Genomic DNA, 25,385 nt, shown 5'->3' on the forward strand with positions numbered 1-25,385 from the left:
TGCCAGGTCTGCCGTTTATTTCGTTATTGCGAGTCTTCGTCCCGCGGTTATGCGCGCTGCGCCAACGGCAGCATGATGTAATACGTCGTGCCGGCGCCTTCCTTGCTGCGCACGTCGATCCGGCCGTTCATGCCCCGGATGACGCTGAAGATGACCATCGTTCCGAGCCCGGTGCCTTTCTCCTTCGTGGAGTAGTAGGGCGCTCCAAGCCGGTTGATCTGCTGCTCGCTCATGCCGATTCCGGTGTCGGCAATCGTGACGGTGACCGTTCGCGCCTGCTCGTTGACCGTAAAGGCCAGCGACAGCTTCCCGCCGCCCGGCATCGCCTCGATGGCGTTCTTGCCGATATTGATTATCGCTTGCCGGAACTTGGACTTGCTGCCGTATACCGTCGCGGACGATGTCAAGTCGGCGGCGATCTCGACGTTCTGCAAATTCGCGTAGGAGCTTAAGATCTGGGAGGCTTTCGCCAGCGCTTCCTCCAGGACGATCGGCTCGAGCTTCTCGATCTGCGGCTTGGCGAGCGACAAGTAATCGGAGATGATCGACTCGGCCCGGTCCAGCTCCTCCAGCGTGATGGCCGAGAACTCTTGCCGCTTCCGGTCGCCGAGCGACGGGTCGGACAGCAGCTGGATGAAGCCGCGGACGGAGGTGAGCGGATTGCGGACTTCGTGGGCGACGGACGCCGCGATTTCGCTGACGACCTTCATTTTTTCCGCTTGGATGATCTCCTCCTGCATCCGGTGCTGCGCCCGGATCGTCTCGATCATGAACACGAGCATGACCGCCATAACGCACTGCACGAGGATAATGGGAAGGCTGGGCACGAACGACGCCATGAAGAAGGAGGGATTGCCCTCGAGCAGCGCGTATATATTGACGACCGTCACGCGCAAAAAGAAGCACATGCCGAATACGAGCAGCATCCGTTTCTTGGCACTGGCGCCGTCGAACGTCTTGAATGCGATCAGCAGCAGGACGGCCGTCGGAATCAGCGCGATCGCATAATGGAACAGATCGATGCCGCCCAGCGCTTGCCGGTAGGCGAGCAGGCTGCCGAACAGCAGCAGCGTCGTGTAGAGTCCGCCGTAGAGCGAGCCGATGACGAGCGGAATGCCCCGCAGGTCGAGCACCGAGTCGAAGATCTTGACCGGGAAGGTCATCGTGATCAGGAGGGGAACCAGGAATAACACGTAGAGGAAAAACGGGTTTTTCCGCTTATAGAACGGGCGGTAAAAAATCAAAGGCAGGAAGATGATGAACGCGTTGAGAATCAGGTCGGAATGAAAGAGCATGGAGCCGTTCCTTTCGTGAGAGCATAGCTTTATTTTCGCGGGCGGCACGTTCATTTCCTTCATTGGCAGGCAGTAATTTTTTGTATACAAGGCAGGAAGAAGATAGGCATTCGTCGAACGAAGACGAAGCAGGCTGCGCAATTAGACTCACGTCCGGTTCGTGAACGCGAACCATATCAGGCGAATACGCGCAAGCGAATGGAGGAGAAATGAATGGCCGAAGTGGTTCTGTTTCACCACGCGCTCGGCGTGACGGCAGGCATCGAAGCGTTCGCCGGCGAGCTGAGAAAGGCGGGGCATACCGTCCATATCCCCGACTTGTTCGAGGGCCGCGCGTTCGGCTCGATCGAGGATGGCATGTCCTACGTCCAGGAGGTTGGGTTCGAGGCGATTATCGAACGGGGGACGCAAGCGGCGGCTGCCTATCCGCGCGAGGTTGTCTATGCCGGCTTCTCGCTCGGCGTCCTGCCGGCGCAGAAGCTCGCCCAGACCCGCGAAGGCGCCCGCGGCGCGCTGTTCTTCTATTCCTGCGTGCCGGCTTCGACGTTCGGCACCGAATGGCCGGCGGAGCTGCCGGTGCAAATTCACGGCATGGACGCCGATCCTTACTTCGTCGACGAAGGCGACATCGACGCGGCGCGGGAGATCGCGGCCGCGGGCAGACGGGCCGAGCTGTTCCTGTACGCGGGCGACCAGCACTACTTCGCCGATAGCAGTCTGGCGTCGTACGACGTGAACGCCGCGGCCTTGCTGACGCGGCGCGTCGTCGATTTCCTCCGGCAGCTGGACCGCTGAGCGGGAAGCGGAGGGAGCGGGAAGCAGACCGAGCGGGAAGCGAACCGAGCGGTGAGGGGCCTCCCGCTCGCGAGCCAGAGACACCCGGCGCCGCGATAAGCGCCAGCGCCCGAAAGGGGCAGCCGTTCCATTGGGACGGCTGCCCCTTTCGGTTTATTTTCTCGCAAACCGCTTCTTCAGATAAGCGACGGTCCGCTCCAGCTTCAAGAGATGGGTGCCCTTCACCAGAATCGCGGTATGCGGCCCGATCGTGCCGGACAGCGCGCGGTGAAGCGGCGGCCGCGAGTCGAAGCTGCGAATGCGGGAGGCGGGGAGCCCCGCTTGCTTGGCGCCGGCCGCGACGTGCCGCGCGAGCTTGCCGATCGTGTACAGCCGCGTCAGCTTCAGCTTCCCGGCGTACCGGCCGACCTCGAGATGGACCTGGCGCGCGCGGGTACCCATGTCCTTCATGTAGCCGATGACGGCGACCTTATGCGTCCTGCGCACCGCGGCGAGCGTATCGAGGGCGGCCTTGGTCGCGTCGGGGTTGGAGCTGAACGTGTCGTCGATCAGCAGAATGTTCCCCCGGAGCCGCGTCCGGACCAGCCGGCGGTACGGAATGGGGTACTTCTTCAGGCCGAGTCGGATGACGCCGGCCGGCATCCCCAGCCGATGCGCGATAGCGATCGCGCTCAGCGCGTTATAGACGTTGTGCACGCCGAGGCACGGAATGAAGAACCGCTCCTCCTTGCCGTCCAGCCGCACCCGGAACGCAATGCCCTGATCCGAGACGCGTATGCCCCGCGCCCGGTAATCGGCTTTCCGGCGGATGCCCACCTTCAGCAGCGTACCTCGAAAGCCTCCCATGGTCAGCAGCCGCGAATTGTCGTCGTCCGCGTTCAACACGAGCGTGCCTGCGGGCTGCATGTAATGGATCAGCTCGGATTTCGCGTTTGCGATGCCCTGTACCCGGTTGCCGACGTTGCCGATATGCGCCGTCCCGACGTTCGTGATGACGCCGAAGCCCGGGCGGATCAAGCGGCAGTGCCGGCGGAGATCGCCCTTGCGGAGCATGCCGAACTCGAGCACGACCGCCCGGTGGCGCGCCCGAATGCGCTTGATATGCTTGCGGGTGCCCGCCGGCGTGTTCCAATTCGACGGGGTTTTGAAGATCGCCCACCGTCTCCGCAGGATGGAGGCGATCATTTCTTTCGTGGTCGTTTTGCCCGCGCTTCCGGTGACGGCGATCACGGGAATGTTCCGATCCGGCATGCCCAATTCCACCTTTTCCATAACGAATGTGCTGTAGTCTACGCAGCAGGGGCCCGGAAGGCGTGGGTAATCGGCGGAAAATGGGCCATTGCCGGAGAGCCGCGGCGGGCGCTCGGCGATATAGTGTAGAAGTGTGGGTGAATCGACACTTCAAATCTATCGAGCGGAGCGTGAACGCGTGAAAATCGTAGGGCGCTTGCCTAATTTGACGAGATACGAGTCTATCGGCATTAATCAGCTGTACAACGTGGCCGACGGCCATGCGCATCAACCGCAAACGCCGACGCAGCGGCAGATCGTCGGCCGGCTGCCGGAGCTGTTCGACGAGGCGGAGACCGCCAAGCAGGGGGAACTGGAGGAGGCGTTCCGGCACGCGTTTTATGCATTGGCCGGCCAGCGTACCGCCGAGCGTCTGGAGCGGACGCTGTTCTGCTATTCGGCTTCGCTGTCCACCGACTTGATCGCCACGTACCTGAACGCGCGCGGGCTCTCGGTCGCGCTGCTGCATCCTTGCTTCGACAATCTGGCCACGCTGCTACGGAGGCGGAACGTCGCGCTGACGACGCTGCGCGAGGAAGATCTCGGCCCGGACCGGGTGGACCGGACGTTTGCCGAGCTCCGCGAGGACGCGGTGTTCATCACGCTGCCCAATAACCCTACCGGCTTCGAGCTGCCTCGGGAAGCGTGGGAACGGATCGTCGCGCTCTGCGGACGCTACGGCAAGCTGCTTATCGTCGACTGCACGTTCCGGTTCTTCTCGCGGACGCCGGCCTGGGACCAATACGAGCTGTTGGAGCAATCCAAGATCAGCTACTTGATGGTGGAGGATACGGGCAAGACATGGCCGACCCAAGACTTGAAATGCAGCATCCTGGCGATGAGCGAGGACTTGGAGGCGGACGTGCTCGAGCTGCACAACGACATTCTGCTGAACGTGTCGCCGTTCATCTTAAGACTGTTGACCGAATACGTGAAGGATACGGCGCGCGAGGGACTGGCATCCTCGATCTGGGAACCGATCGACCGCAACCGCGCCGCACTTCGGGAAGCGGTCCGCGGGTCCGGACTGATCGCGGTCAATCCGGCTTCCAACATCAGCGTCGAATGGCTCCGGATTGCGGATCCGCAGATTCGCAGCGTGGACTTGGTGGATCGCTTTCAACGGCTCGGACTCGGGATATTGCCGGGCGACCACTTCTACTGGCAGGACCACGGGATCGGCGAACGCTATATCCGGATCGCGCTGGCCCGGTGCCCGGACATGTTCGCCAAGGCGTGCGCCGTGCTGAAATCGGCAGTCGCCGTGGACGAGGCGGGCCAGGCGTGAGAATCATCTACCTGGACGAACCGACGTATCTGCCGGACGACTTCGTGCGGGAGATGGCGTATCTCGGCGATTTCGAAGTATACGCCGACCGGCCGGATCGTCCGACCGCGCTGGCGCGGCTGGCGAACGCGGATGTGGCGATCGTGGAGTGGACGCGGCTTCGCGATCTGGATTTCGGGCGGCTCAACCGGCTGAAGCATATCGCCCTCGTCATGACCGGCTGCGACCTGGTCGATCTCGAGGCGGCCGGCGCCGCGGGGATCTCGGTCTCGAATTGCCCGACGTATTCGGCGCAATCGGTGGCGGAGCACGTGTTCGCCCTGCTGCTTGCGGTGAACCGGCGCCTCTTCCAGGCGGATCGGCTCGTCCGAAGGGGGGAGAGCCACGTGTACGGCCCGTTCCTGGCCGGCGAGCTGGCGGGCCGGACGATGGGGCTGATCGGGACGGGGCACATCGGGCAGGCGGTGGCGCGTATCGCCCAGGGATTCGGGATGCGGGTCATCGGCGCGAACCGATCCGGCCGGACGGTCCCGGACGTGGAATCCGCCGATATCCGGGACGTGATGCGGCAGAGCGACGTCGTCTCGGTGCAGGTGCCGTTCAACACCGCGACGAAGGGGATGATCACCGCCGAGCTGCTGGGATCGATGAAGCAGTCGGCGCTGTTCATTAACACGAGCCGGGGCGGGCTGGTGGACGAGGCGGCGCTGTTCGCGCTGCTGCGGGACGGCGGCATCCGGGGGGCGGGACTGGACGACGTGGTGCAGACGGCCGGCAATCCGCTGTACGGCCTCGATAACGTCGTGTTAACGCCGGGAACGGCGTGGTACACGGATGCCGCCCGGGAAGCGAACATGACGGAGCTGCTGGAGACGGTGCGGGCGTACGTCGGCGGGACGCCGCGGAATATCGTGAACGGTGCATATTTGCGGCAGGCTTGAGCTTAAGGGCAGAGACGACAGACGGGCGGAAGCAGCTGCTTCCGCCCGTCTTGTGATGAACCGCCGCCGCGTTCGCCATGGCCAGGAAAGGAATTTCCTGCCGGATTGCGAATACGTCTACAAGGCGCGCCCGGCTATTTGCGATTCAAGCGCAGCCCGAGGATGCCGAGCATGATCGCGCAGACGCCGACCACGAGATACATCCCGACCGTGAATCCGTTCGGCGCGTTGAAGGTTAATAAGAGGCAGCATAACCCCAGGATGAGGCAAATGACGCTGAGTATGGTGCGTTTATACATGTGATCGACTCCTTGCGGCTTCTGCAGCCTATTGCAGCTTCATATCCTTATTCTACAGATTGCGGCCGGAAGAAATCAAACGAGCGCGCGAGAAGGGAGGAATGGCGATGCGCAGCACGGATAAACGGGACCGGCTGAGCGAGGACGTGTTCACGTACCGGCTCACCAAGGACGCGAAAGTATTGCTGTACTGGAAGGGCAGGCTCGTGACGACGCTCGCCGGCAAAGCAGGGGAGAAGTTCATGAAGGCCATCGACGGCAAAGACCATCTAGACGCTCAGTTGATCATGGCGAAGGCGACCGGAAATTTCAAGCGCGGCAACGAGAAGGACCATGGTTCGGAGCCGTAAGCCCGGCACGACACCGCAGTTCAGCCTCCTGGCTGCGCAAGTCTACGCAGCTTGACGCAAAGGGGCCGGACGTCATCGCGATGACGTCCGGCCCCTTATTCCTGCTTGAAGCCGCGGTCGGCTTACTTGTAGATGGTAAAGATGTAATCGGTGTCCGGCTGCTGCTGCCAGGTCTTCCCGCCGTCGCCGGAATATTGGGCGATGCCGCCGGCATAGACGTCTTGGTTGACGTAGCCCAGCCCGTACTTGTTGTCCGTCGAACCGTCGTCCTTCGCGTTCGGTGAACGGAAGATGAGGCCGTACTTCTTGGCCGTGTCGAGCCCGGTCAGCCGCGGGAAGATCGAGTACGGCTGCGGCGATCCGACGATGTTGTACGGCGGAATGGCCGTCGTGAACAACGTCTTCACCGGCTTCAGGCCGTCGTCCAATTCCACGATGTCGATGTACAGATTATCTTCCGGCAGCTTGTTGACGTAGCTCTCGTAGAAGTACAGATCGAGCTTCGGCAGGGAGCTGCTCGTCAGCGAGAACGTCTGCATCCGCTGCACCTGCCCGCGAAGGTCCGAATAGCCCGCGTACGCAGCGTTGCTATCGTCCTGGGCAATGACGGAGCCCGTATTGCCCGGCACGTTGTAGACTTCGATCTCGTTCAGCGAGTCGAGCCAGTGGCTCGTTTTCAGGACGAGCCGGATTTTGGACGTCGTGACGGTCGGGAAGTCGAGCTGACGGCGGTCGCCAAGGATCATGCCCTTCGTCAGGTCGACGTACTTGGCCGCGGCGTCGTCCCAATATTGCAGCGCGTATTCCCACGTCTCGTATTCCTGCTTGCCATAGCCGTGCTCATAGACGACGACGCGGTTGGCGGCCGTCGGCGCGCCGAAGTTGATCTCGACCCATTGGTTCGCGAAATTGCCGTCGTTCCACGCGGCGCTCCAGCGGGTCGCGACGTCGCCGTCGATGATCTTGGACGCGCTCGTGCTCCCGTCGTACTCGGAGGAAGCGGTCGCCGTGACGCCCTTGCCGAGCGCCAGGTTGACCGGCGCGTCGACGCCGGCGCGGGAGCCGTTGTCGGACAGCCGGAGGATGACGGATTCGCCCGGCTTCAGCGTGCGCGAGTAGGTGCCCTTGAACGCGCCGAGCTTCGTTTCGCTATACACGTCGGTCAGGACGTATGGGACGTTTTCCTTCAACTGCAAATCCTTGAAGTTGACGACGACGGGAGCGCTGTTGTTCATATCCCAGTTGGAGAGGCTCACGATCGTGTCGCCATGCTTGTCCCGATTGTCCTTCATGTAGAGGACGGATGGGGAATGCTCGCCCTGATGATAGAAGTTCGTCATGCTGACCGGCCTCGCGGCCAGACCGAGATCGGCGATCGCCATTAAGCTTTTGTTCATGACGATCGTCTTCATCCGGTCCTCCGTCACGAACGGAACGAGATCGCCGAGCAGCAAGTGGCCGCCGCCCATGACGATCGCGGTCGAGAGGAGCGTCGCTTGGTTCAACGTCGTCTTGCCGTAGACGCCTTGCACCACGTTCTCCAGAATCGCCATGTCGGCGTCGTTATATGGGTACAGCGTGCCGTTCGTCCACCAGGAGGCCGCCGCGTTCAGCGCCTGGCGCTCCATGCCCGAATACTGCAGGCCCGAGTTGTCGTTCAGGCCGATCGACGTGTCGCAGCCGGTTCTTCGGCCGTGGGCATAGCCGGAAGGGAGGAGCGGCGCGATCGATTCGTCGATGAAGATGCGCTGCGGCGCGGCGAGCAGCGCGTCGCGCATGACCTGCATGCCGATGCGGTACGCCTGCATGCCGTTCTTGGTCTTGTCGTGGAAGCTGCCCTCGAACATGCCGAAGTCGAGGAAGTCGAGCTTGGCGTAATCGAAGCCGGGCTCCACGAAGTAATAGTTCATGAGCCATTTCAAGTAAGCCTGCCCGCCCGGATGCGTCGCGTCGACGATCGGCGTATTGAGGTACGACATGATGAGGTTGCCGTCGCCGTCCTTCAAGGCGATGTCCCCGTAAGTGTACGAGGTCGTCGGCACCGTATCGGTCAGCTTGTCCCAGATGGCGAACGGAGCGGCGTACGAGCCGGCCTTCAGCCCTTTGCCGTGCACGAAATTCACGTAATCGTGCAAGTTGTCGAGGACCGGCTTGTCCTTGACGCCCTGGTAGCAGCAGTCCAAGTTGATATAGGTATAGCCAAGCGACTTCAGATGATCGGCGTAGTAGTCCGTTATGCCGAACAGCGCATCGGCCGTGCCGTAATCGCCCACGTAATAATTATAGTAGGAATTATAGCCCTTCGGCACGGGCTCGCTCCATGGCAGCATCGGCTCCCCGATGGCATAGACGCTTCCGAACGTCTCGAGTCCGGTCCGGTAGTCGTCGAAGTAGCCGAGGAAGAACAGATCCGACGTCACCGAGCCTCCGCTCTGCTGTCCGCCCGCGTTGTATAGGGAGAATCCGGTGAGCGGCCCGTTCGCCGTCGCGGCCTGTCCGAGATGCTGCATGCTCTTCCAGTTCTTCGTCGTGGCCGCGCCCGCGATGACGCCTTGCTTGCCGGCGTTGTCGAACAAGCCCGCGACCCAGTAGCTCGTGCCGTTGAACGGCCCCCAGACGTCGTTTACGCCGGCCGGCTTGTCGTAGCCGTTCTGGCTCTTGCCGAAGTCGTCGACCGGCGCGACGCCGAAGTCGTAATTGTTCGTGTACGGCGTCGTATAGATCCGCTTGTCGGCGCCCGCGCCGATGTCCAGGTTATCCGCCGCGATCGGCTCCAGCACGGTAACCGCCTGGCTCGCCGCTTGGTTCACCGTCATGTCCGCGAGGAGATACGTCTGATTCTCGTACATCGTCAGGCGGAGCACGATCGTCGAGCCCGAATCCAGGACGCTCGTGATCGTCAGCCGCTGGCCGTTCTTGCCGTATCCATCGCTGCCGACGGACTTCCAGGCCGCCGTCCGCGTGCCGGGATCGTACGAGTGGATGCGTTCCGTCGAGCCGGCAAGCTCGTAATCCGAGTAAAAATCCGCCATCAGCGTCGTGCCGCCTTGCTTGAACTGGCCGCGGCCGGACGCGAGATCGTAGCTGACGGCGATTTTGTTATTGACAGCGGTTACAATTGTGCCCGTTTGCGATACCTTGATGCGATCGGCAGCGGCATGCGCACGCCCGCCGGGCATCGCGACGGACAACAGGAAGAGCAAAGCGAACAGTCCTAATAGGTTCCGTTTCATTCCATAATTTCCTCCTACTTAAGTGGTAATCGTCTCTCCAAACTCGCTTGCAGCCCCGAACCGCATACGTTCGCGGGCGCCATGCAGTGGTTCCGCGCCGCACGCTCCTTTCCAGAAATTGTACGCGTTGCCGTACTAGAGCTTATCTTACTGTCCGGCCGCCGGAAGCATAATGTAAAATTTTGTGCTGGGCATGTTCAATATTTTGCAGACCCGCGCCCGGAATGAACGCCATCCTTTCTGGAAACCCTGACTGGAAGGAAGGGGAGGGAAGGTTTTCCACATGGACAAGCAGCGCCAGGATATCGCGGAAGCGGTCGCGGCACGGCTGGGCGTCTCGCCGGACGTCATATGCCGCCGGCTTCGGACGCGGGAAGGACTCGAGGTTTCCTGCCTTTATCTATCGTCGCTCGTCGACCAGACGCTGGTGGACGAGGTCATCATTCGCCCGATCCTGAACGCCGCGCGGGAGACGGATGCGTACGGCCCGGACGCCGAATCGCCCGACTGGCTGCGGGACCATATTTACCATGGGCAGCTGAAGGAAATTGACGGGCTCGACGCCTGCGTGGAGGCGGTGCTGGACGGCCATGCGCTGATACTGCTTCCGGGGCGCCGGGCGCTGGCCATGGACGTCTGCAAGCGGGAACAGCGCAGCGTGGAGGAACCGAGCACGGAATCGACGATCCGCGGACCGCGGGAAGGGTTCGTGGAGGATCTCATCCGCAATCTGTCCCTCATCCGCAAGCGCGTCAAGAGCGACAAGCTCGTCTTCGAGCCGATGGTGCTCGGGACGGAGACGAAAACGCTCGTCTGCCTGACTTATATGCGCGGCATCGCCTCGGATCGGCTCGTGGACGAATTTCGCAAGCGGCTCGGGGCTATTCAAACGGACAGCATATTGGAGAGCGCGTACATCGAGGAATGGATCCAAGACAAGGCGTTGACGCCGTTTCCGCAATTGATGGCCACCGAGCGGCCGGATGCGGTCGCCGCGAAATTGCTCGAAGGGCAGGCGGCGGTGCTGACCGACGGGACGCCGATCGCGCTCGCGGGACCGCTGACGTTTTTCCAGCTGTTCACCACGCCCGAGGACTATTACCAGCGCGCCGACATCGCGACGCTGCTGCGCTGGCTGCGGATGGCCGCCTTCCTGATGTCGATCTTCGTTCCCGCGCTCTACGTTGCGGTCGTCAGCTATCACCAGGAGATGCTTCCGATGCCGCTGCTGGCGAGCTTGGCCGCCCAGCGGGAAGGCGTGCCGTTTCCAGCGTTTCTCGAAGCGATGATGATGATGCTCACCTTCGAAATTCTGCGGGAAGCCGGTCTGCGGATGCCGCGGATCGCCGGGCAAGCGATCTCCATCGTCGGCGCGCTCGTGCTCGGCCAGGCGGCGGTGGAGGCGGGGATCGTCTCCGCGGCCATCGTCATCGTCGTCTCGCTCACCGCGATTTGCAATTTCGTGTCCCCCATGTACAGCTTCGGCATCGCGCAGCGGATCGTTCAGTTCGCGTTCTTGCTGCTCGCGGGCATTCTGGGCTTGTTCGGGCTGATGTGCGGCTGCTTTATCCTGCTGATCCATCTCGCGTCGCTGCGTTCGTTCGGCGTCCGGTATTTCGCGCCGTTCGCGCCGCTCTATCTGCCCGATTGGAAGGATACGTTCGTGCGCGCGCCGAGGCCGGCGATGAGCCGGCGCCCGGCCATGCTGCGGCCGGGAAAGACAAGGCGGTGAGCGGCTTATGATCGGGCTGCGGATACTGCTGGCCGTCATGCTGCTGCTGTCGTGCGCGGGCTGCTGGGATATGCGCGAGATCAATCGTCTGGCCATCGTCAACTTGACCTCCGTCGACATCGATCCGAAGACCCATCAGCTCGTCGCGTACTACCAGGTGATCAATCCGACGAGCATCTCGGCCAAGCAATCCGGGCCGGCCAAAGCGTCCGTCTATACATTCTCGGTGACGGAAAAAAGCCCAGGCCAATTCACCGAGAAGACGGGCACGATCATGTCGCGGATGCTGTTCACGCCTCATTTGCAATGCTATGTGCTCACGGAACGGTACGCGCGCAAAGGACTGAAGGACTTGATCAACTACTTGGAACTGTACACCGACCGGCGGACCAACGTGTACACCGTCGTCACCGACGCGCCGCTGAAAAACGTCATGGAAACCTTCACGCCGCTCGATCGGATTCCCGGTCGCAATCTCCGGATGCTGATCGACTGGCAGTCGCGGCTGATCGGCATGAAGCGCAAGCTGACGCAGGTGAAGGATATTGCGGAGGGGATCCCGCTCAGCCGGCCGACGATCATCCCGATGCTGCATTACCATGGCGACCCGTCGGCCTCCCGGTCGGATCGCTTGGAGAACATCAACGGGGCGGATCCCGGCTTCGAGCTCGCGGACGGCGTCGTGTTCGTTCATGCGAAGATGGAGGGGAAGGTCGACCGCAATACGATGACGCTCTTCTACGTGCTGAACGGCGAAGCGACCCGGAACTTCGAGCGGCTGCGCGTGAACGGCGCCGTCGTGGACGTGGAAGCGAGTCATATCCAGGTTAGCCGGCACTGGGGACCGTCGCGGCTTAAGGTCGCGATCCGCGCCGAACTGCGGGTACTGTTCAATCATCAGAAGGTCCCGCTTACCTCGCAGAACGCGCGCGAAATCGAGGCGGCGTACGATCGCACGGTGCGGAGGCACGCCGAGGACTTCGTCCGTCTGGCGCAAGAGAAGGATTGGGATCTGCTCGGCATCGGCGACACGAGGCAGGGCCGCGGCAAGTGGCGGGACTTCGACGTGACGTTCGACGTCCGCTCCAAAGCGAGATGGTTCGGCAACACGAGAACGCCTTACCGATAAGGAGAGAGACGATATGGAAAAACCTGAGGAGCTCGGCGGCTGGCCCTTATTCACGATGACGGCTTCGTTCGTCGCGGGAACGACGTTCATCCTGCTGCCCGTCGGGCTGATCTCCGCGGCGCGGCAGTACGCCTGGCTCGTCGAAATGTGGAGCGTGCTGTTCGGCGTGATCGCCGGCGCCTTCTGGCTGTACGTGGCGAGCCGCTATCCCGGGATGACGCTCGTCGAGATCGCCCGGCACGCCCTCGGGAAGTACGCGGGAGGCGCGGTAGCGCTCAGCTACATCGTGTTATTCGTCCAGCTCGCGGCTTGGGTGACGCGCAACATGAGCGATTACATGCAGATCAACCTGATGCCCCGCACTCCGCTCGCGATCTTCAACGTCGCCGCGCTGCTGGTCTGCGCCTACGCGGTCATCAAGGGCATCGATACGATTGCGCTCGTGAGCTTGGTGATTCTTCCGCTGCTGACCATCGCGTTCTGGACGCCGTTCACGGTCATGCTGCGGGAATGGGACTGGCGGAACTTCGATTATCCCGGGGGGTTCGAGTGGTGGCCGACGCTGGTGCAGACGAAGTACGCGCTCGGCTTTCCGTTCATGGAAACCATCGCGTTCATGATGGCTTTCCCGCTGGTGCGCCGGCGGCGCGGCGCCGCCTTCCTGGGCGGGATCGCCTTCACGGGAACCCAGCTGGCGCTGTCGCTCTTCTTCACCGTCGGCATCCTCGGCGTGTACCGCGGCTCGCACCTGACGTATCCCATCTATATCATCTTCCGGGAAATGGAATTTTCCAATCTTATCGAGCATCTGGAGGCCATCGTGTCCGTGATCGCGCTGCTCCTCGTGTTCATTAAGCTCAGCGTGCTGTTCTCCTTCGCCGTGACGGGGATCTGCCAGCTGTTCGCCGTCGAGAACCGCGCCTTGATCGCGTACCCGCTCGTCTGGGTCATCTCCGCCTACGCGTTGTTCTTCACCACGATCATCGAGAACGCGGAATGGGTCGAGCGCTATTTGTTCTACTACTACCTGCCGTTCGCGTTCGGATTCCCGCTCCTGTTCCTCGTCGCCTCGTGGTTCCGCGGCAAGGCCGGACGTTCGAAGGAGGCAGCGGCATGATCTGGCTCGTCCTGCTGTACGCCGTGTTTCTCGCCGCCGGGTTCTTCGGGATGAAAGCCATCCGCGCAAGCCGCAAGGAAAAAGCGTTATTCGTGACGATTACGACGATCGGCGGCATCTTGTGGGGGAGCTTGGTGCTGCGGCGGCCGCTCGACGTCAACCGCGCCATCGCGATCGTCATCGATTATTTGCTGTAACGTTCTGCGCGGCCGGGCGGGAGAGCCTGTAGCCTCTCGAAGGCATGCGCATGTACGGCCATCGGCAAAGGGCAAAAGAGCCGCCGATTCTATCGCTCCCTCCAAGCCAAACAGCCGGGCCAACGCCCGGCTGTTTGCCGTATCTGCGCGGCGCTGCCGGTTTACCCGCCGCCTGGGCCGGCTGTACCCGGCACCATCCCGCACCTTCGCAAATATTTAACTTTTCTCGCATTCCGAGCCGCTGCCGCCTGCGGATGAATGGTACAATGTTGAAGGACCCGATAAAATCCAAATGAAAGGAAAGAAGCATGAGCCAATCCAATCAGGAGTATATCGTCATCTCCGGCGCGAGGGAAAACAATCTCCACAACGTCAGCTTGCGCATCCCGAAGCGGCAAATCACCATTTTCACCGGCGTATCCGGCTCCGGGAAGTCGTCGATCGTATTCGATACGATCGCCGCGGAATCCACGCGCCTGCTGAACGAGAACTTCAGCATGTTCGTGCGCACGTTCCTGCCCCGCGTTCCGCAGCCGGATACGGACGCAATCGAGAATCTGAGCATGGCCGTCATCGTCGACCAGAAACGGCTCGGCGGCGGATCCCATTCCACGATGGGGACGATCACCGATATTTCGCCCATACTCCGCCTGCTCTTCTCCCGCGTGGGACAGCCCCATGTCGGACCGGTGAATCTGTTCTCGTTTAACGACCCGCAGGGCATGTGCCCCGAATGCAACGGGCTCGGTCGCCGGCTCGGCGTCAACCTGGACAAGGCGGTGGACATGTCCAAATCGCTGAACGAAGGCGCGATCCTGCTGCCGGGCTATGCGGTGGATGGCTGGGATTGGAACATGATCGTGCAGTCGGGCTTCGATCCCGTCAAGAAGCTGCGCGATTATTCGGAAGCGGAATTGGATGAGCTGTTCTATGCCAAAGCGAAGAAAATCGAGACGCAGTTCGCCGGGAAACCCGTCAACATCACGGTGGAAGGCATCATCGAGAAGTTTTCGAACAAGTACATCAAGCAGGACGTGAAGACGAAGTCCGAGCGCACCCAGCAGACCGTGGCGCCGTTCATCTCCGAAGGCCCGTGCTCGAGCTGCCGCGGCGCACGGCTCAGCCAGGCCGCGCTCGGCTGCCGGATCAGCTGGCCGACCTCCATCGCGGAGATGTCCGCGATGGAGGTCGGCCAGCTGATCCGCGCCGTGCGGGAAATTGCCGACCCGGTCGCCGCGCCGATCGTCAAATCGCTGGTCGAGCGGCTGCAGCATCTGGTGGACATCGGCCTCGATTATTTGACGCTGGACCGCGAGACGGACACGCTGTCCGGCGGCGAGTCGCAGCGGGTCAAGATGGTGAAGCATCTGAGCGGCAGCCTCGTCGACGTGACGTACATCTTCGACGAGCCGAGCGTCGGCCTGCATCCCCGCGACGTGCACCGGCTGAACGACCTGCTGCGGAAGCTGCGCGACAAGGGCAACACCGTCATCGTCGTCGAGCACGATCCCGATGTCATCAAGGTGGCGGACCATATCGTCGACGTCGGACCGCACGCCGGCAGCCGCGGCGGCCATATCGTGTATGAAGGCAGCTTCGAGGGCTTGCTGGCGGCGGACACGCTGACGGGCACTCATATGAAGCGCCCGCACCGGCTGAAGAAGGACTGCAGGCAGCCTTCCGGCAAGCTGTCCATCAAGGACGCACAGCTCCACAACCTGCGCAACGTCAGCGTAGACGTCCCGACTGGCGTGCTGACAGTCGTGACGGGCGTCGCCGGCTCGGGCAAGAGCACGCTGATCAACGACGTGTTCCTCGGCCAGCACCCGGACGCGATCGTCATCGACCAATCGGCGATCGGCGTATCGACGCGCTCGAATCCCGCGACCTATACGGGCATCATGGACGACGTGCGCAAGGCGTTCGCTTCCGCGAACAAGGTGAACCCAGGCCTGTTCAGCTTCAATTCCAAAGGCGCCTGCGAGAACTGCCAAGGGCTCGGCGTGGTCTACACGGACCTCGCTTTCCTGGACAGCGTGAAGCTGCCGTGCGAAGTATGCGGCGGCAGACGGTTCAAGGAAGAGGTGCTCGCGTACAAGCTGAACGGCAAGTCCATCGCCGACGTGCTGGAGATGACGGTGGAGCAGGCGCTCGAGTTTTTCCAGCTGAAGGAAGTCGCGCGCAAGCTTCGGGCGATGAGCGACGTGGGGCTGAACTACATCACGCTCGGCCAGCCGCTCAGCACGCTCTCGGGCGGGGAATGCCAGCGTATCAAGCTCGCGAGCGAGCTGCACAAGAAGGGCAGCATCTACGTGATGGACGAGCCGACGACCGGCCTGCACATGTCGGATATCGGGCTGCTGCAGGCCATCATGGACCGGCTCGTGGACGCCGGCAACACGGTCATCATCATCGAGCACAATCTCGACGTGATCAGCCAGGCGGATTGGATCATCGACATGGGACCGGACGGCGGAAGCCGAGGCGGCCAGGTCGTCTTCGAAGGCGCGCCGTCCGAGATCGTTCATGCGGAGCAGTCGATCACGGGAAGGTACTTGAGAGCGGATTAATAGAATTGCGGCGGCGATTATCGCACGCCGCGCGCGTAAGACCGCATTTTCGGATGCGGTCTGTTTCTGCTTGCATACCGCCCATCGCCATCCTGAGAGACGGATCGCGCCTTCAGGAGCTCGTTAGATTCCCTTCGTTCTGAATGATCGGATGGATGCGCGCTTCGACCTGCAGCTTGGGCAGGTACTCGCTGCGCCAATTCTTGAGCCGGTCCCGCGGCAGGATATTGCGGAATTCCTGGCCGATGCCGAGAATATCCGATCCGCTCTTGCGCAACTTCGCGAACAGCAGCTGAATGCGCGCGGTCGTCTGCTGTTCGAGCTCCTTCCCGATGAGCGCCGCCGACGAATCGCCCTTCTTCTCCAGCACCGATACCCGGATCGTCATATCGAGGATCACGCGGGGCCGGCCGTTGACGAGATTGCCCTTCATGCGCACGGCGTCTTGCAGGATCAGGACGCTGGCGTTGTTCATGACCTCGATACGGCCTTGCCCGCTGTCTTCGTTGAACATATTGGCGATCAGCGTCTCGTCCGGGTCGATGCGGCCGACCATCTTCCCGTTAGAGATGATGGCGGAGCCGTCGTAGTCGAACGTCCCGCTCTCGCCGCTCTTGAAGATGGGGATCGCCACGTCGCGCGTATACGAGTGGATGCTGCGGTATACCTCCCATACGCGCGTCAAGGCCATCTGCGGGTCCCACCCCGCGTTCTTCTCGATGCTGTCGTAGACGGCCGTCGCGGTCGGTTTGAACGATTTCACCATGAACGCGAACAGCGAATCGAGCGGTTCGTCGCTGATGAGGAGCAGCGCCTTGGCCGAGATGTGGTCGTTGCGCATAAAGTTGTCGATGCTCTCCTTCATCCCCGCTACCGCATAGCTGCGGTCCATGACGATCACTTTGACCTCGGGTAAATCGACGTTGCTCGTCATCTTGGCGCTGATCGCATCCACGGCTTGCGTGATGGTGTACCCGTAATCCGATACGACTTTCAGCTCGAGCCCGTCCCTGACCGGATCGGGAAACTGCAGATACACATGATAGACACTTCCATGCTTCGCGATGCCCATGCAGACGGGCAGCGCCCGATGATTGATGTCCCGGCTATCCCAGCAGCCCGTCAACAGGCCGAGGAACAGCAGCGGGACGGCGACGGCCGGCAGCAAGCGCGAGGCGGCCCGCTTCATGCGGCCACCTTCGCCCGGTATCGCAGTCCCAGCAGCAAGGTCGACAGCGGCAGCAGAATCAGGACATAGAACCGGAGATACCCGTTCCAGGCGAAGATATGCTCGACGGTGTTCCAATCAGGAATGCACAGGCACGAGACGAATGCTGCCGCGAGCAGCGCAAGCAAGATATAGACCGGCTTGAAGGCGGGAAACCAGCGGTGCACGATCCGAACCGGCTGCCAAAGCGCGACGGCGACGTAGAGCATCGCAAAATTCGCGAGGCTGAACAAAAAGAAGATCGTCACCTTGTCGAAAATGATCCAACTATAATAGAGCGAATCCAGCGCGACGGAGAACGGAAAATCAAACGTCGACGCCGTGGCTTGGCCGAACGTCAGGAGCGGAATGTACACCGCGAAAAAAAAGAACGGGCACAGCAGGGCGGCAGCCCAAATAATCCGGCTTTTTCGGAACGTCGCCTTCGGCTTCACGAAGCCCAAAAACGAGAAACCGGCGGCGATCGGGTGCAGGCTTTGCCAATAATTCTTGTCGGAGAAGAACGAGAAATCGCTCCTGAGCGGGAACCCATACCGCCAGTCGACATTCTGAAACGACACCGCGATAATGAAGAGAATGACCGGCAGGCAGAAGAAGCTCATCAGAACGGAGGTCCGCAGCAGCATCCCCAGTCCCTTGGACGCGATATATCCGGAGACGGTTAAGAAAAGCGCTACCAGCGCCCAAACCGGGGTCTTCGACAGAAACACGACGATGACGACTTCCGCCAGGATCCGCACGACCAGCACGGCGGAGACGGACAAATAGAGGGCTAGCGGCACCAGAATCAGGAAGGCCACGGTTTTGCCCGCGCGGAAGAAGAGACCGGTAATATCCTGGTCTCCCGAATAACCGATCCCTGCCATATAGACCACGATGGTCAGCATATGGATCCCGAAGTTCAAAAGGATTTCCACCCAATGGCCTTCGCCCGCGCTCATGATGATATAGCGGGGATACAGAAAGAAGATCAGGCCTAGATGGATGAGAATGTATAGTACGAAAACTTGCCAGCTTCTATCCATGGTTGTTAGCATTCCTTATTTTATACACACTGACGTAAGGGATTCCGTACGTCGTCAAGCTCGCCAAGTAGGCGCATACCAAAGCCAGGCCTTCCAGGATGCCCATTACGCCGAATAGCGCGGCCAGCACGACGATCATATATTTGGCGGTTCGCAGCGCGATCGTTTGCGGCAGCCCGACGATGGTCGAATTCGCGATCGTGACCGCGGCCAAAATGATGATGAGAATATTGCTGACCAGCTTGGCTTGCACCACCGCTTGGCCCAGGATGATGCCGCCGACCATCGTGATCGTCGGCCCGATGCGCTGCGGCAGGCGCACGCTGGCTTCGATGATCAGCTCGATGATGATCAGCATCAGCACGATTTCGATGAAGACCGGGTACGGGATGCCTTCCCTGGATTGCGCGATGGACACCGCCAGCTCGATGCGAAGCACTTCGGGGTTCACGGAGACGAGCGCGACGTAAAGCGCCGGCAGAATCAGCGTGGCCAAGACGCCGATGAAGCGCACGCTGCGCACGAACACCATGAGCGGCGCGGTCAAGTTCCGGTCGCTCTCCAGGAAGAAGGCATCGAGGATCAAGCCGGGGAGCACGAACGCGATCGGCAGCTGGTCCAGCAGCAGGACGGCCCTTCCATCCCGCAAGTAGCGGGCCGTTTCCTCCGGAATCTCGGATTGGGTGAAATTCGATAGCGTTTGCCACGCATTGAAGCCCATGTACCTCGATAGACCCTGCAAATTGCGAACGCATCGGTTCCGGTTGGATTCGATTTGACGCTTGATCTTGGCGATGAACGCCGGGTCGGCCTTGCCCTCGTAATAGAGCAGCGACAGCGACGTCGTCTCTTCCTGCCCGATAACGGTCGTATGAACCCGAAGCTTGTCCGACTGCATTTGTTTGCGAAGCATGCCGATATTGGTGTTCACATCTTCGATGAAGGCGTTGAACGAACCTTGCAGCACGTTCTCGGTCGTCGGCTGATCGACCTGACGATCCAGCATCTTCGGAACCGGATCCGCGATGACGCAAGCGGAGTCGTCTTCGAAGCAGATGAGCAGCTTGCCCTTCAGGATGGCGGCGATCGCTTCGCTCTCGTCCTCGGGCCCGGGCTTGACGTCCCCAAGCGAGGCTTTGAGCCGGTCCAGGCTTATTCGGGCGAGGGAGGCGGCTTCGCTGTGCTGCTGCAGGCCGATTTTCGTGTTCGGCACGTCGATCAAGGATTTGAACCCGACGAGCATGACGGGCGCATCCGATAAATAGGCGCGAATCGCGAAAAAGTCATTGTCGTGCGCGAACGTCTCGCTTAGCTGTTGCACCAGGCTACTCATGAACGCGTCCCTCCCGGCTGGATGAATATCCCTTATCTTCGCCATCGCGGCGGAGGAATATGCAAGCCGGCGCGCCGGGGAGCGCCGGTCTAGGGGCCAGGCGGCTAGCCCGCCGCCCGGTTCATCCGGCTCCGGAAGCTCCCGATGATCCACAGCAGGAGCGGAATTCCGAGCAGAAACACCGGGAAGGCGACGTCCTTCCAGAAGCGCGGGAAGCTCGTCTGGGACTCGTCGACGCTGCGCGGGAACAGGGCGACGGCTAGGACGAGACCGGCCACGATCCACAGCACGCGGCGCCACTTGCGGACATGCAGCCATTGGGCCGTCCCGTAGCTCGTGATGAACACGTAGATGCCGATCTTGACGAAGACGGTGAAGCTCATGCCGACGACCAAGAAGATATCGAGGTTCTGCACGAATTCCATGACGGAAATGTACTGGCTGAGGGAGTAGACGGGATACTGCAGCTTGGCCGGAACCGCGCTGCCGAGCATCATGATCGCATCCATCACCGTGTTCAGCAGGACGAGCGCCGCGAGCCCCACGCCCCACAGGCCGGCGGCGACCGCCTTGCGTTTATTGCCGACGAAGGCGATCAGCATGACGATCATGACCGATTCGCTCAGGAAGGAGGCCGCGGGCGAGCTGCCGGCGAGCACCGGCATCAGCCCTTCGGAGGGCATAATCGGCAGCAGCCGGTCCACGTGGAGATCCTTCAGAGAGAAGATCCGGAACAGAATGACGTTGAAGACGATGATGGGGCCGATGATCTCGCTGCAGCGCCCGATGATGTGGATGCCTCCGTCCACCGCGTAGACGATGACGAGCAGCATGAACAAGAGGATGATCCAGAGCGGCGTCTTGTCGAACAAGGCCATATGCACGAAGTCGCCGTATTCGCGCAGGACGATGCCGGTCACGGCGATCCAGAGCAGCAGGTAGGCGAAGACGATCGTTTTGCCGAGCCAGGTGCCGATGATCTTGGGCACGTATTCGACGAACGTGTCGTTCGGGTGGAGCAGGCTCAGCTTGGCCGCGATATAGGTCGCGAGCACGGCCGCGGCGCCGGCCAGCACGGCAGCCAGCGGGGAGCCCTGACGGGCGGTCTGGAACGTCGGGGAGAGCACGAGCATGATCGTCATCCCGGACTCCATCGAAAACAGCAGCCAAAACAATTGATAGTTCGTCAGCTTCATCTCGAGCTCCTTACGTTTTATTCGGAGGCGGCCCTTGAAGGCCGATGCGCTTGATCTTGACGCGCGAATGAACGGTGACCTTCGCCTCCGAGAACGCTTGCTCCCAGTGCGCGTCCAGCCGCGCCCATGCGTCCGGATGCTGCCGGTTCACCGCTTGCCCGAAGTGGAACACGTCGACCCTGAGCTCCTTTTGCGCCTTCCGGATGACGGCGGACTCCTCCTGCTCGACGCGGCGGTTCAAGGCGGCTTCGAATTCTCGCAGCACCTCCGGCTTGCGAAGATCAACGTCCGGCTCGCTCTCGAGGATGACGCCGCTGCCCTGCAAGCCGACGTCGATCTCGACGCGTCCGTTCTTGACCGCGGTCCGTACCTGGGACTTGAGCCGGGTCACGTTCGTATTGAACTCGCCCTCGCCTCCCGGCGCGTCCGCCGCGATCGGCACGCGTTCCGTCTCGCCCGTGAGCCAGAGCCGGTAGACGGATTCCATCCGATCGAGATAGCCGGCCAGCTGATGTTTGCGGTTCAGGACCGCCCGGCCGTAGATTTGAAGCGTCTTTTTATGAAGCTTGGCATCGTAGACGATTTCCACGGCAGGCAGCGTCGGGCCGCTTCCCGGCACGTTCTCCTCGATCAAGACCTCCAGCAGCGAATTGCCGGTCGTCTTGCCGATGATGTGGCGGATCTTGGACAGTGCGATCGCCGGCATATTTTCGAGCGGATAGGGAATTTGCATGAAGTCGAGCGCCGTTCCGCCTTTGACGACCCAAATATCGGATTTGAGCCGGCTGTCGGGATCCCGCGTGACCGAGTCCATGAGATCGGCAATCCCGGACTTCGCCATCTCTTCGCCGAAGTAGATATTATTGCGATGCCCCCGGGTAATTCTGCGAGACAGCTTGAGCTGCAGATCCAGGAGGCAATCGGATACCGTCTTGCCCGTGCCTGTCTCGACGAGATACGACTGCTTGTTGCCGGTATCCCCGGATTGCTTCGGAATCATGAATTGGCCGATGAGCAGCAGCGAGCCGTCCTCGAGCCGGTCGACGCCGGAGCCGAGCTCGAAGAGGCGGTCGTTCAGCTCGCGGCGGTCCCAGCATCCCGTCAACGGAAGCAGCAGCAGGAGCGCCGCGAGCCAACCGAATCGAATACGTCGCATATTACCTCCTAAGGGGCTTGCCGCGGAGGATCGCCTTGAACGAATTCAGCTTCAACCGGGGCGCCCGAATGAGCACGTCTTGGACTTGGCCCGGCTGGAACGGGGCGATGGGGGATAGATAGGGAACGCCGAACGACTCTAGGCGGGCCATGTGGACCAGGATGATGAGCGTGCCCATGGCGATGCCGTACAGCCCGAGCGCCCCGGACACGATGAGCAGCGGGAACCGGAGAATCCGGAACGGAATGCTCATGTTGTACCGGGGAATGGCGAAGGACGCGATGCCGGTAATCGCGACGATGATGACCATCGGCGCGGACACGATGCCCGCCTTGACCGCGGCTTCCCCGATGACGAGCGCGCCGACGATGCTGACGGCGGAACCGACGGCTTTAGGCAGGCGCACGCCGGCTTCGCGCAAGCCCTCGAACAGGAATTCCATCAGCAGCGCCTCGATGACGCCGGGAAACGGTACCCCTTCGCGCGCGGACGTAATGTTCGGCAGGAAGTTCGTCGGCAGCAGCTGCGGGTGGAACGTCGTCACGGCCACGTACAGGGACGGCAAGTATAGGGACATCGCGAACAGAATGTATCGGGTCCACCGCACGAGGGTCGCGAACAGAAACCGTTCGTAGTAATCCTCGGCCGCCTGGAAGGCGGTCCAAAACGTAATCGGCAAAATCAACGCCTGCGGCGCGCCGTCGGTCAGGATCGCGATTTTGCCTTCCAGCAGATTCGCCGCCACGATATCCGGCCGTTCCGTGTTGATGGTCTGCGGGAACGGGCTGAACGATTGGTCTTCGATGAATTCTTCGATGTAGCCGGTTTCCAGCACGGCTTCCGTCCGCACGCTCTCCAGGCGGCGCATGACGAGCTCGAGCAGCTCCGGGCGGACCACGCCTTCCACGTACGCGACCACGACGTTCGTCTTGGTCATCGTGCCGAGCGTGACCGGGCTCAGCTTGAGCTGCGGCGTTCGGATGCGTCTGCGGAGCAGGCTCGTATTGACTTGCAGCGTCTCGGTGAAGCTCTCCCGCGGGCCGCGAATGGCCATCTCGCTGGCCGGCTCGTCGACGGCGCGGTGCTCCCATCCGGCGGAATCGAGCAGGAGCGCTTCGGACTCGCCTTCGATGAACACGGCCAGACACGCCTGCAGAATCGATTCGGTAATCGCCCGCAGACCGCTCTCGCCGCGGATAGGCCGGACGACGGAGAAATGCTCCTTCACGGTGGGCGTGTCGACTGTTTGCTTGGCGCCGGGATGCGCCTTCTCCAGGACCCAGGATTGAAAGAGCGGCGATTGGAATACGTTCTTGTCGATCAGCCCGTCGATGTAGACCATGAGAATCGTGCAAGCGTCCGACAGCTCGACCCGTTGATAGACGATATCGTAGCAATGCGCGAAGAGCTGCCGCAGCAGCGCCTCGTTCTCGCCTAGGCTGGCGCCGATCGTGTCCCGGGGATAGGCGGCGGGATTCCGCGAGGAGCGCATGTCCACTCAACCCCCTTGAATTTTCCATATTATCCTTCGGGGCACGAAATTTATGCAGGGCGCATAGCGTTCGGCTGCCGACTCGGCAAACGTATAATTCGAGGGGATCGTAGTCAAGATACAGGCTAGCAAGCCCGATAGATGACGAATTGCAAAGGAGAAGGAAGCGTGGGAAAACTCGACGGGAAAGTGGCGCTCATCACGGGGGGCAGCAGCGGCATCGGACTTACGACCGCCAAACTGTTCATCGCGGAAGGCGCGAAGGTCGTGATCACGGGCCGGAAGCAAGCGGCGCTGGACGCGGCGGTGAAGGAGCTCGGCGCCGGTGCCCTGGCAGTTCAAGCGGAGGCGGCGGATCCCGCCGGCATGGAGCGGGCGGCAGCCCAAGCCGTCGAAGCGTTCGGCCGCTTGGACATCGTCTACGCGAATGCCGGCATCTCCTCGGCTACGCCGCTCGGGAGCACGGAGGTGCCGGTATTCGAGGACGTGCTCCGGATTAACGTGACCGGAAGCTTCGTCACGGTGCAGGCCGCGCTGCCGCACTTGAAGGAAGGCGCTTCGGTCATCCTGACCGGCTCCACGCGCGCGACGGACGGCGCGCCGGCGCGCGCCGCCTACGCGGCGAGCAAAGGGGCGATCAGCAGCATGGCGCGCGTGTTCGTCGCCGAGCTGTCGCCGCGGGGCATCCGCGTCAACACGATCGTGCCGGGGGCGACGCGCACCCCGATCTGGAATCAAGCGACAGCCGAAGAGACCGCTCGGCTGGAGGCCGCGCAGGCGCGCACCATTCCGCTGAACCGGATGGCCGATCCGGACGAAATCGCGCTCGCCGTGTTGTTCCTCGCGTCGGACGATTCTTCCTTCGTCCAGGGAGCGGAGCTTACCGTCGACGGGGGAGCCCGCTCGGCGCCGCTCGGCGCGCCGGTCTTCCGGCGGTAAAGAGCCGTAAAAAACGGCTATAATCGTTCTTTCGCTTGCCGGCCGGCGTCTGCGTATGCGTTAATATAGATGTCGGCCGACGAAATCTTCGCGAAAGGAGATGATCCCATTGATCACGCATACGGAGGTGATTTCCGCCTAACCGCGGAAATCGCCATCAGGAGGGAGGCCATTTCGGCCTCCCTTTTATTGCATCGCATAGTCGACGGATGGATCCGTTTTCATTTATAGTTAGATTAGGTGCGCATTCGCGCGCGAACATTCTGCGAGGACGAGAGGGGGAAGGAAACGTGAACAAGTTGATTTTCGGCTGTGGTACGACGGGCGAAACGATGAAGGAGGTTTACGTTGGCCTACAAAAACGGAAGAGATGTGCTTCCCCCTAATCTATTGGAGGAGCTCCAGCGTTATATTCAAGGCGAGCTGCTGTATATCCCGAAGCCGGACAACGAGCGCGCCGCGTGGGGGGAGAAGAGCGGCTCGCGCGTGCTGATCGCGCGGCGCAACGAGGAGATCTATAGGTGCTACCGGGACGGCAGCACCGTGCGGGAGCTTGAACGGCGGTATCATTTGTCCGGCGAAAGCATACGCAAAATCATATCCGCGATGCGATAACGCGATCGCGCCAAACGGCAGCCCTGCGAAGGGCTGCCGTTTTTTGCGCGTACGGGCGGCTTCGGCGCCTGCGACGGACGCACCCGCGCAACCGCTTCCTGAATAAGGGAAGTCCCGCGTGCGAATACTTCGTACAGTTCCTTAATATGGATTGACGCCGGGAGG

Annotated in this window: 21 protein-coding genes; 11 read left to right on the forward strand and 10 right to left on the reverse strand. The window is 61.5% G+C overall.

Annotation, left to right across the window (positions count from 1 at the left end):
- Window positions 1-47: 47 nt before the first annotated feature.
- Entirely contained in the window at window positions 48-1,295 is a 1,248-nt protein-coding gene (locus tag ACFPB1_RS00915; protein ID WP_379220875.1) for an ATP-binding protein, read from the reverse strand.
- Between the two features lie 213 nt (window positions 1,296-1,508).
- Here ACFPB1_RS00915 and ACFPB1_RS00920 point away from each other — a divergent pair, with 213 nt between their 5' ends.
- Window positions 1,509-2,090, forward strand: a complete 582-nt coding sequence (locus ACFPB1_RS00920) for a dienelactone hydrolase family protein (protein ID WP_379220877.1) — start codon at window positions 1,509-1,511, stop codon at window positions 2,088-2,090.
- A 153-nt stretch (window positions 2,091-2,243) separates the two neighbouring features.
- Here ACFPB1_RS00920 and ACFPB1_RS00925 read toward each other — a convergent pair whose 3' ends face one another.
- Entirely contained in the window at window positions 2,244-3,341 is a 1,098-nt protein-coding gene (locus ACFPB1_RS00925; RefSeq protein WP_379220879.1) for a UDP-N-acetylmuramoyl-tripeptide--D-alanyl-D-alanine ligase, read from the reverse strand.
- Between the two features lie 178 nt (window positions 3,342-3,519).
- On the opposite strand from ACFPB1_RS00925, the gene ACFPB1_RS00930 reads away from it, so the two are divergent.
- Both ACFPB1_RS00930 and ACFPB1_RS00935 read left to right on the forward strand, forming a co-directional pair.
- Window positions 3,520-4,668: an aminotransferase class I/II-fold pyridoxal phosphate-dependent enzyme gene (locus tag ACFPB1_RS00930; RefSeq protein ID WP_379220881.1), complete on the forward strand. Its 1,149-nt coding sequence runs from the start codon at window positions 3,520-3,522 to the stop codon at window positions 4,666-4,668.
- Complete coding sequence (locus ACFPB1_RS00935) at window positions 4,665-5,609, forward strand: 2-hydroxyacid dehydrogenase (RefSeq protein ID WP_379220883.1); 945 nt, start codon at window positions 4,665-4,667, stop codon at window positions 5,607-5,609. Before ACFPB1_RS00930 ends, ACFPB1_RS00935 begins: the two co-directional genes overlap by 4 nt.
- A gap of 134 nt (window positions 5,610-5,743) precedes the next feature.
- Here ACFPB1_RS00935 and ACFPB1_RS00940 read toward each other — a convergent pair whose 3' ends face one another.
- A complete protein-coding gene (locus tag ACFPB1_RS00940) occupies window positions 5,744-5,908 on the reverse strand; it encodes a hypothetical protein (RefSeq protein ID WP_379220885.1) in 165 nt (54 codons plus the stop codon).
- 107 nt (window positions 5,909-6,015) lie between these two features.
- Between ACFPB1_RS00940 and ACFPB1_RS00945 the strand changes: the two genes are divergently transcribed.
- A complete protein-coding gene (locus ACFPB1_RS00945) occupies window positions 6,016-6,258 on the forward strand; it encodes a hypothetical protein (RefSeq protein WP_379220887.1) in 243 nt (80 codons plus the stop codon).
- A 122-nt stretch (window positions 6,259-6,380) separates the two neighbouring features.
- Here ACFPB1_RS00945 and ACFPB1_RS00950 read toward each other — a convergent pair whose 3' ends face one another.
- Complete coding sequence (locus ACFPB1_RS00950) at window positions 6,381-9,491, reverse strand: discoidin domain-containing protein (RefSeq protein ID WP_379220890.1); 3,111 nt, start codon at window positions 9,489-9,491, stop codon at window positions 6,381-6,383.
- Window positions 9,492-9,774: 283 nt separating this feature from the next.
- Between ACFPB1_RS00950 and ACFPB1_RS00955 the strand changes: the two genes are divergently transcribed.
- From ACFPB1_RS00955 to ACFPB1_RS00975, 5 genes are all read left to right on the forward strand, one after another.
- Window positions 9,775-11,223, forward strand: coding sequence for a spore germination protein (locus ACFPB1_RS00955; RefSeq protein ID WP_379220892.1), 1,449 nt, complete (start codon window positions 9,775-9,777; stop codon window positions 11,221-11,223).
- Between the two features lie 7 nt (window positions 11,224-11,230).
- Window positions 11,231-12,352 carry a Ger(x)C family spore germination C-terminal domain-containing protein gene (locus tag ACFPB1_RS00960; RefSeq protein ID WP_379220895.1) on the forward strand — a complete coding sequence of 374 codons (1,122 nt, stop codon included), beginning with the start codon at window positions 11,231-11,233 and terminating at the stop codon, window positions 12,350-12,352.
- 13 nt (window positions 12,353-12,365) lie between these two features.
- A complete protein-coding gene (locus ACFPB1_RS00965) occupies window positions 12,366-13,469 on the forward strand; it encodes a GerAB/ArcD/ProY family transporter (protein ID WP_379220897.1) in 1,104 nt (367 codons plus the stop codon).
- A complete protein-coding gene (locus tag ACFPB1_RS00970; protein WP_379220899.1) occupies window positions 13,466-13,666 on the forward strand; it encodes a hypothetical protein in 201 nt (66 codons plus the stop codon). Before ACFPB1_RS00965 ends, ACFPB1_RS00970 begins: the two co-directional genes overlap by 4 nt.
- Before the next feature lie 308 nt (window positions 13,667-13,974).
- The gene (locus ACFPB1_RS00975; RefSeq protein WP_379220901.1) at window positions 13,975-16,236 is read left to right on the forward strand and encodes an ATP-binding cassette domain-containing protein; all 2,262 of its coding nucleotides are present in this window, start codon (window positions 13,975-13,977) and stop codon (window positions 16,234-16,236) included.
- A gap of 112 nt (window positions 16,237-16,348) precedes the next feature.
- Here ACFPB1_RS00975 and ACFPB1_RS00980 read toward each other — a convergent pair whose 3' ends face one another.
- The 6 genes from ACFPB1_RS00980 to ACFPB1_RS01005 form a co-directional block, all read right to left on the reverse strand.
- Window positions 16,349-17,425 (reverse strand): Ger(x)C family spore germination protein, encoded by a 1,077-nt coding sequence (locus ACFPB1_RS00980; RefSeq protein WP_379220903.1) that lies wholly within the window; start codon window positions 17,423-17,425, stop codon window positions 16,349-16,351.
- Window positions 17,422-18,489, reverse strand: a complete 1,068-nt coding sequence (locus tag ACFPB1_RS00985; RefSeq protein WP_379220906.1) for a GerAB/ArcD/ProY family transporter — start codon at window positions 18,487-18,489, stop codon at window positions 17,422-17,424. Before ACFPB1_RS00985 ends, ACFPB1_RS00980 begins: the two co-directional genes overlap by 4 nt.
- The gene (locus tag ACFPB1_RS00990; RefSeq protein WP_379220908.1) at window positions 18,482-19,822 is read right to left on the reverse strand and encodes a spore germination protein; all 1,341 of its coding nucleotides are present in this window, start codon (window positions 19,820-19,822) and stop codon (window positions 18,482-18,484) included. The genes ACFPB1_RS00985 and ACFPB1_RS00990 overlap by 8 nt, the downstream gene beginning before the upstream one ends.
- Window positions 19,823-19,926: 104 nt before the next feature.
- Complete coding sequence (locus tag ACFPB1_RS00995) at window positions 19,927-21,018, reverse strand: GerAB/ArcD/ProY family transporter (protein WP_379220910.1); 1,092 nt, start codon at window positions 21,016-21,018, stop codon at window positions 19,927-19,929.
- Between the two features lie 10 nt (window positions 21,019-21,028).
- Window positions 21,029-22,174: a Ger(x)C family spore germination protein gene (locus tag ACFPB1_RS01000; RefSeq protein WP_379220913.1), complete on the reverse strand. Its 1,146-nt coding sequence runs from the start codon at window positions 22,172-22,174 to the stop codon at window positions 21,029-21,031.
- A 1-nt stretch (window position 22,175) separates the two neighbouring features.
- Complete coding sequence (locus ACFPB1_RS01005; protein WP_379220915.1) at window positions 22,176-23,666, reverse strand: spore germination protein; 1,491 nt, start codon at window positions 23,664-23,666, stop codon at window positions 22,176-22,178.
- 168 nt (window positions 23,667-23,834) lie between these two features.
- Here ACFPB1_RS01005 and ACFPB1_RS01010 point away from each other — a divergent pair, with 168 nt between their 5' ends.
- Together ACFPB1_RS01010 and ACFPB1_RS01015 are read left to right on the forward strand one after the other, a co-directional pair.
- A complete protein-coding gene (locus tag ACFPB1_RS01010) occupies window positions 23,835-24,605 on the forward strand; it encodes a glucose 1-dehydrogenase (RefSeq protein ID WP_379220917.1) in 771 nt (256 codons plus the stop codon).
- 348 nt (window positions 24,606-24,953) lie between these two features.
- Complete coding sequence (locus ACFPB1_RS01015; protein ID WP_379220919.1) at window positions 24,954-25,220, forward strand: CD3324 family protein; 267 nt, start codon at window positions 24,954-24,956, stop codon at window positions 25,218-25,220.
- The last annotated feature ends 165 nt before the right edge of the window (window positions 25,221-25,385 follow it).

The organism is Paenibacillus sp. GCM10023250 (assembly GCF_042653205.1).
In the GTDB taxonomy this organism is placed as follows: domain Bacteria; phylum Bacillota; class Bacilli; order Paenibacillales; family Paenibacillaceae; genus Paenibacillus_Z.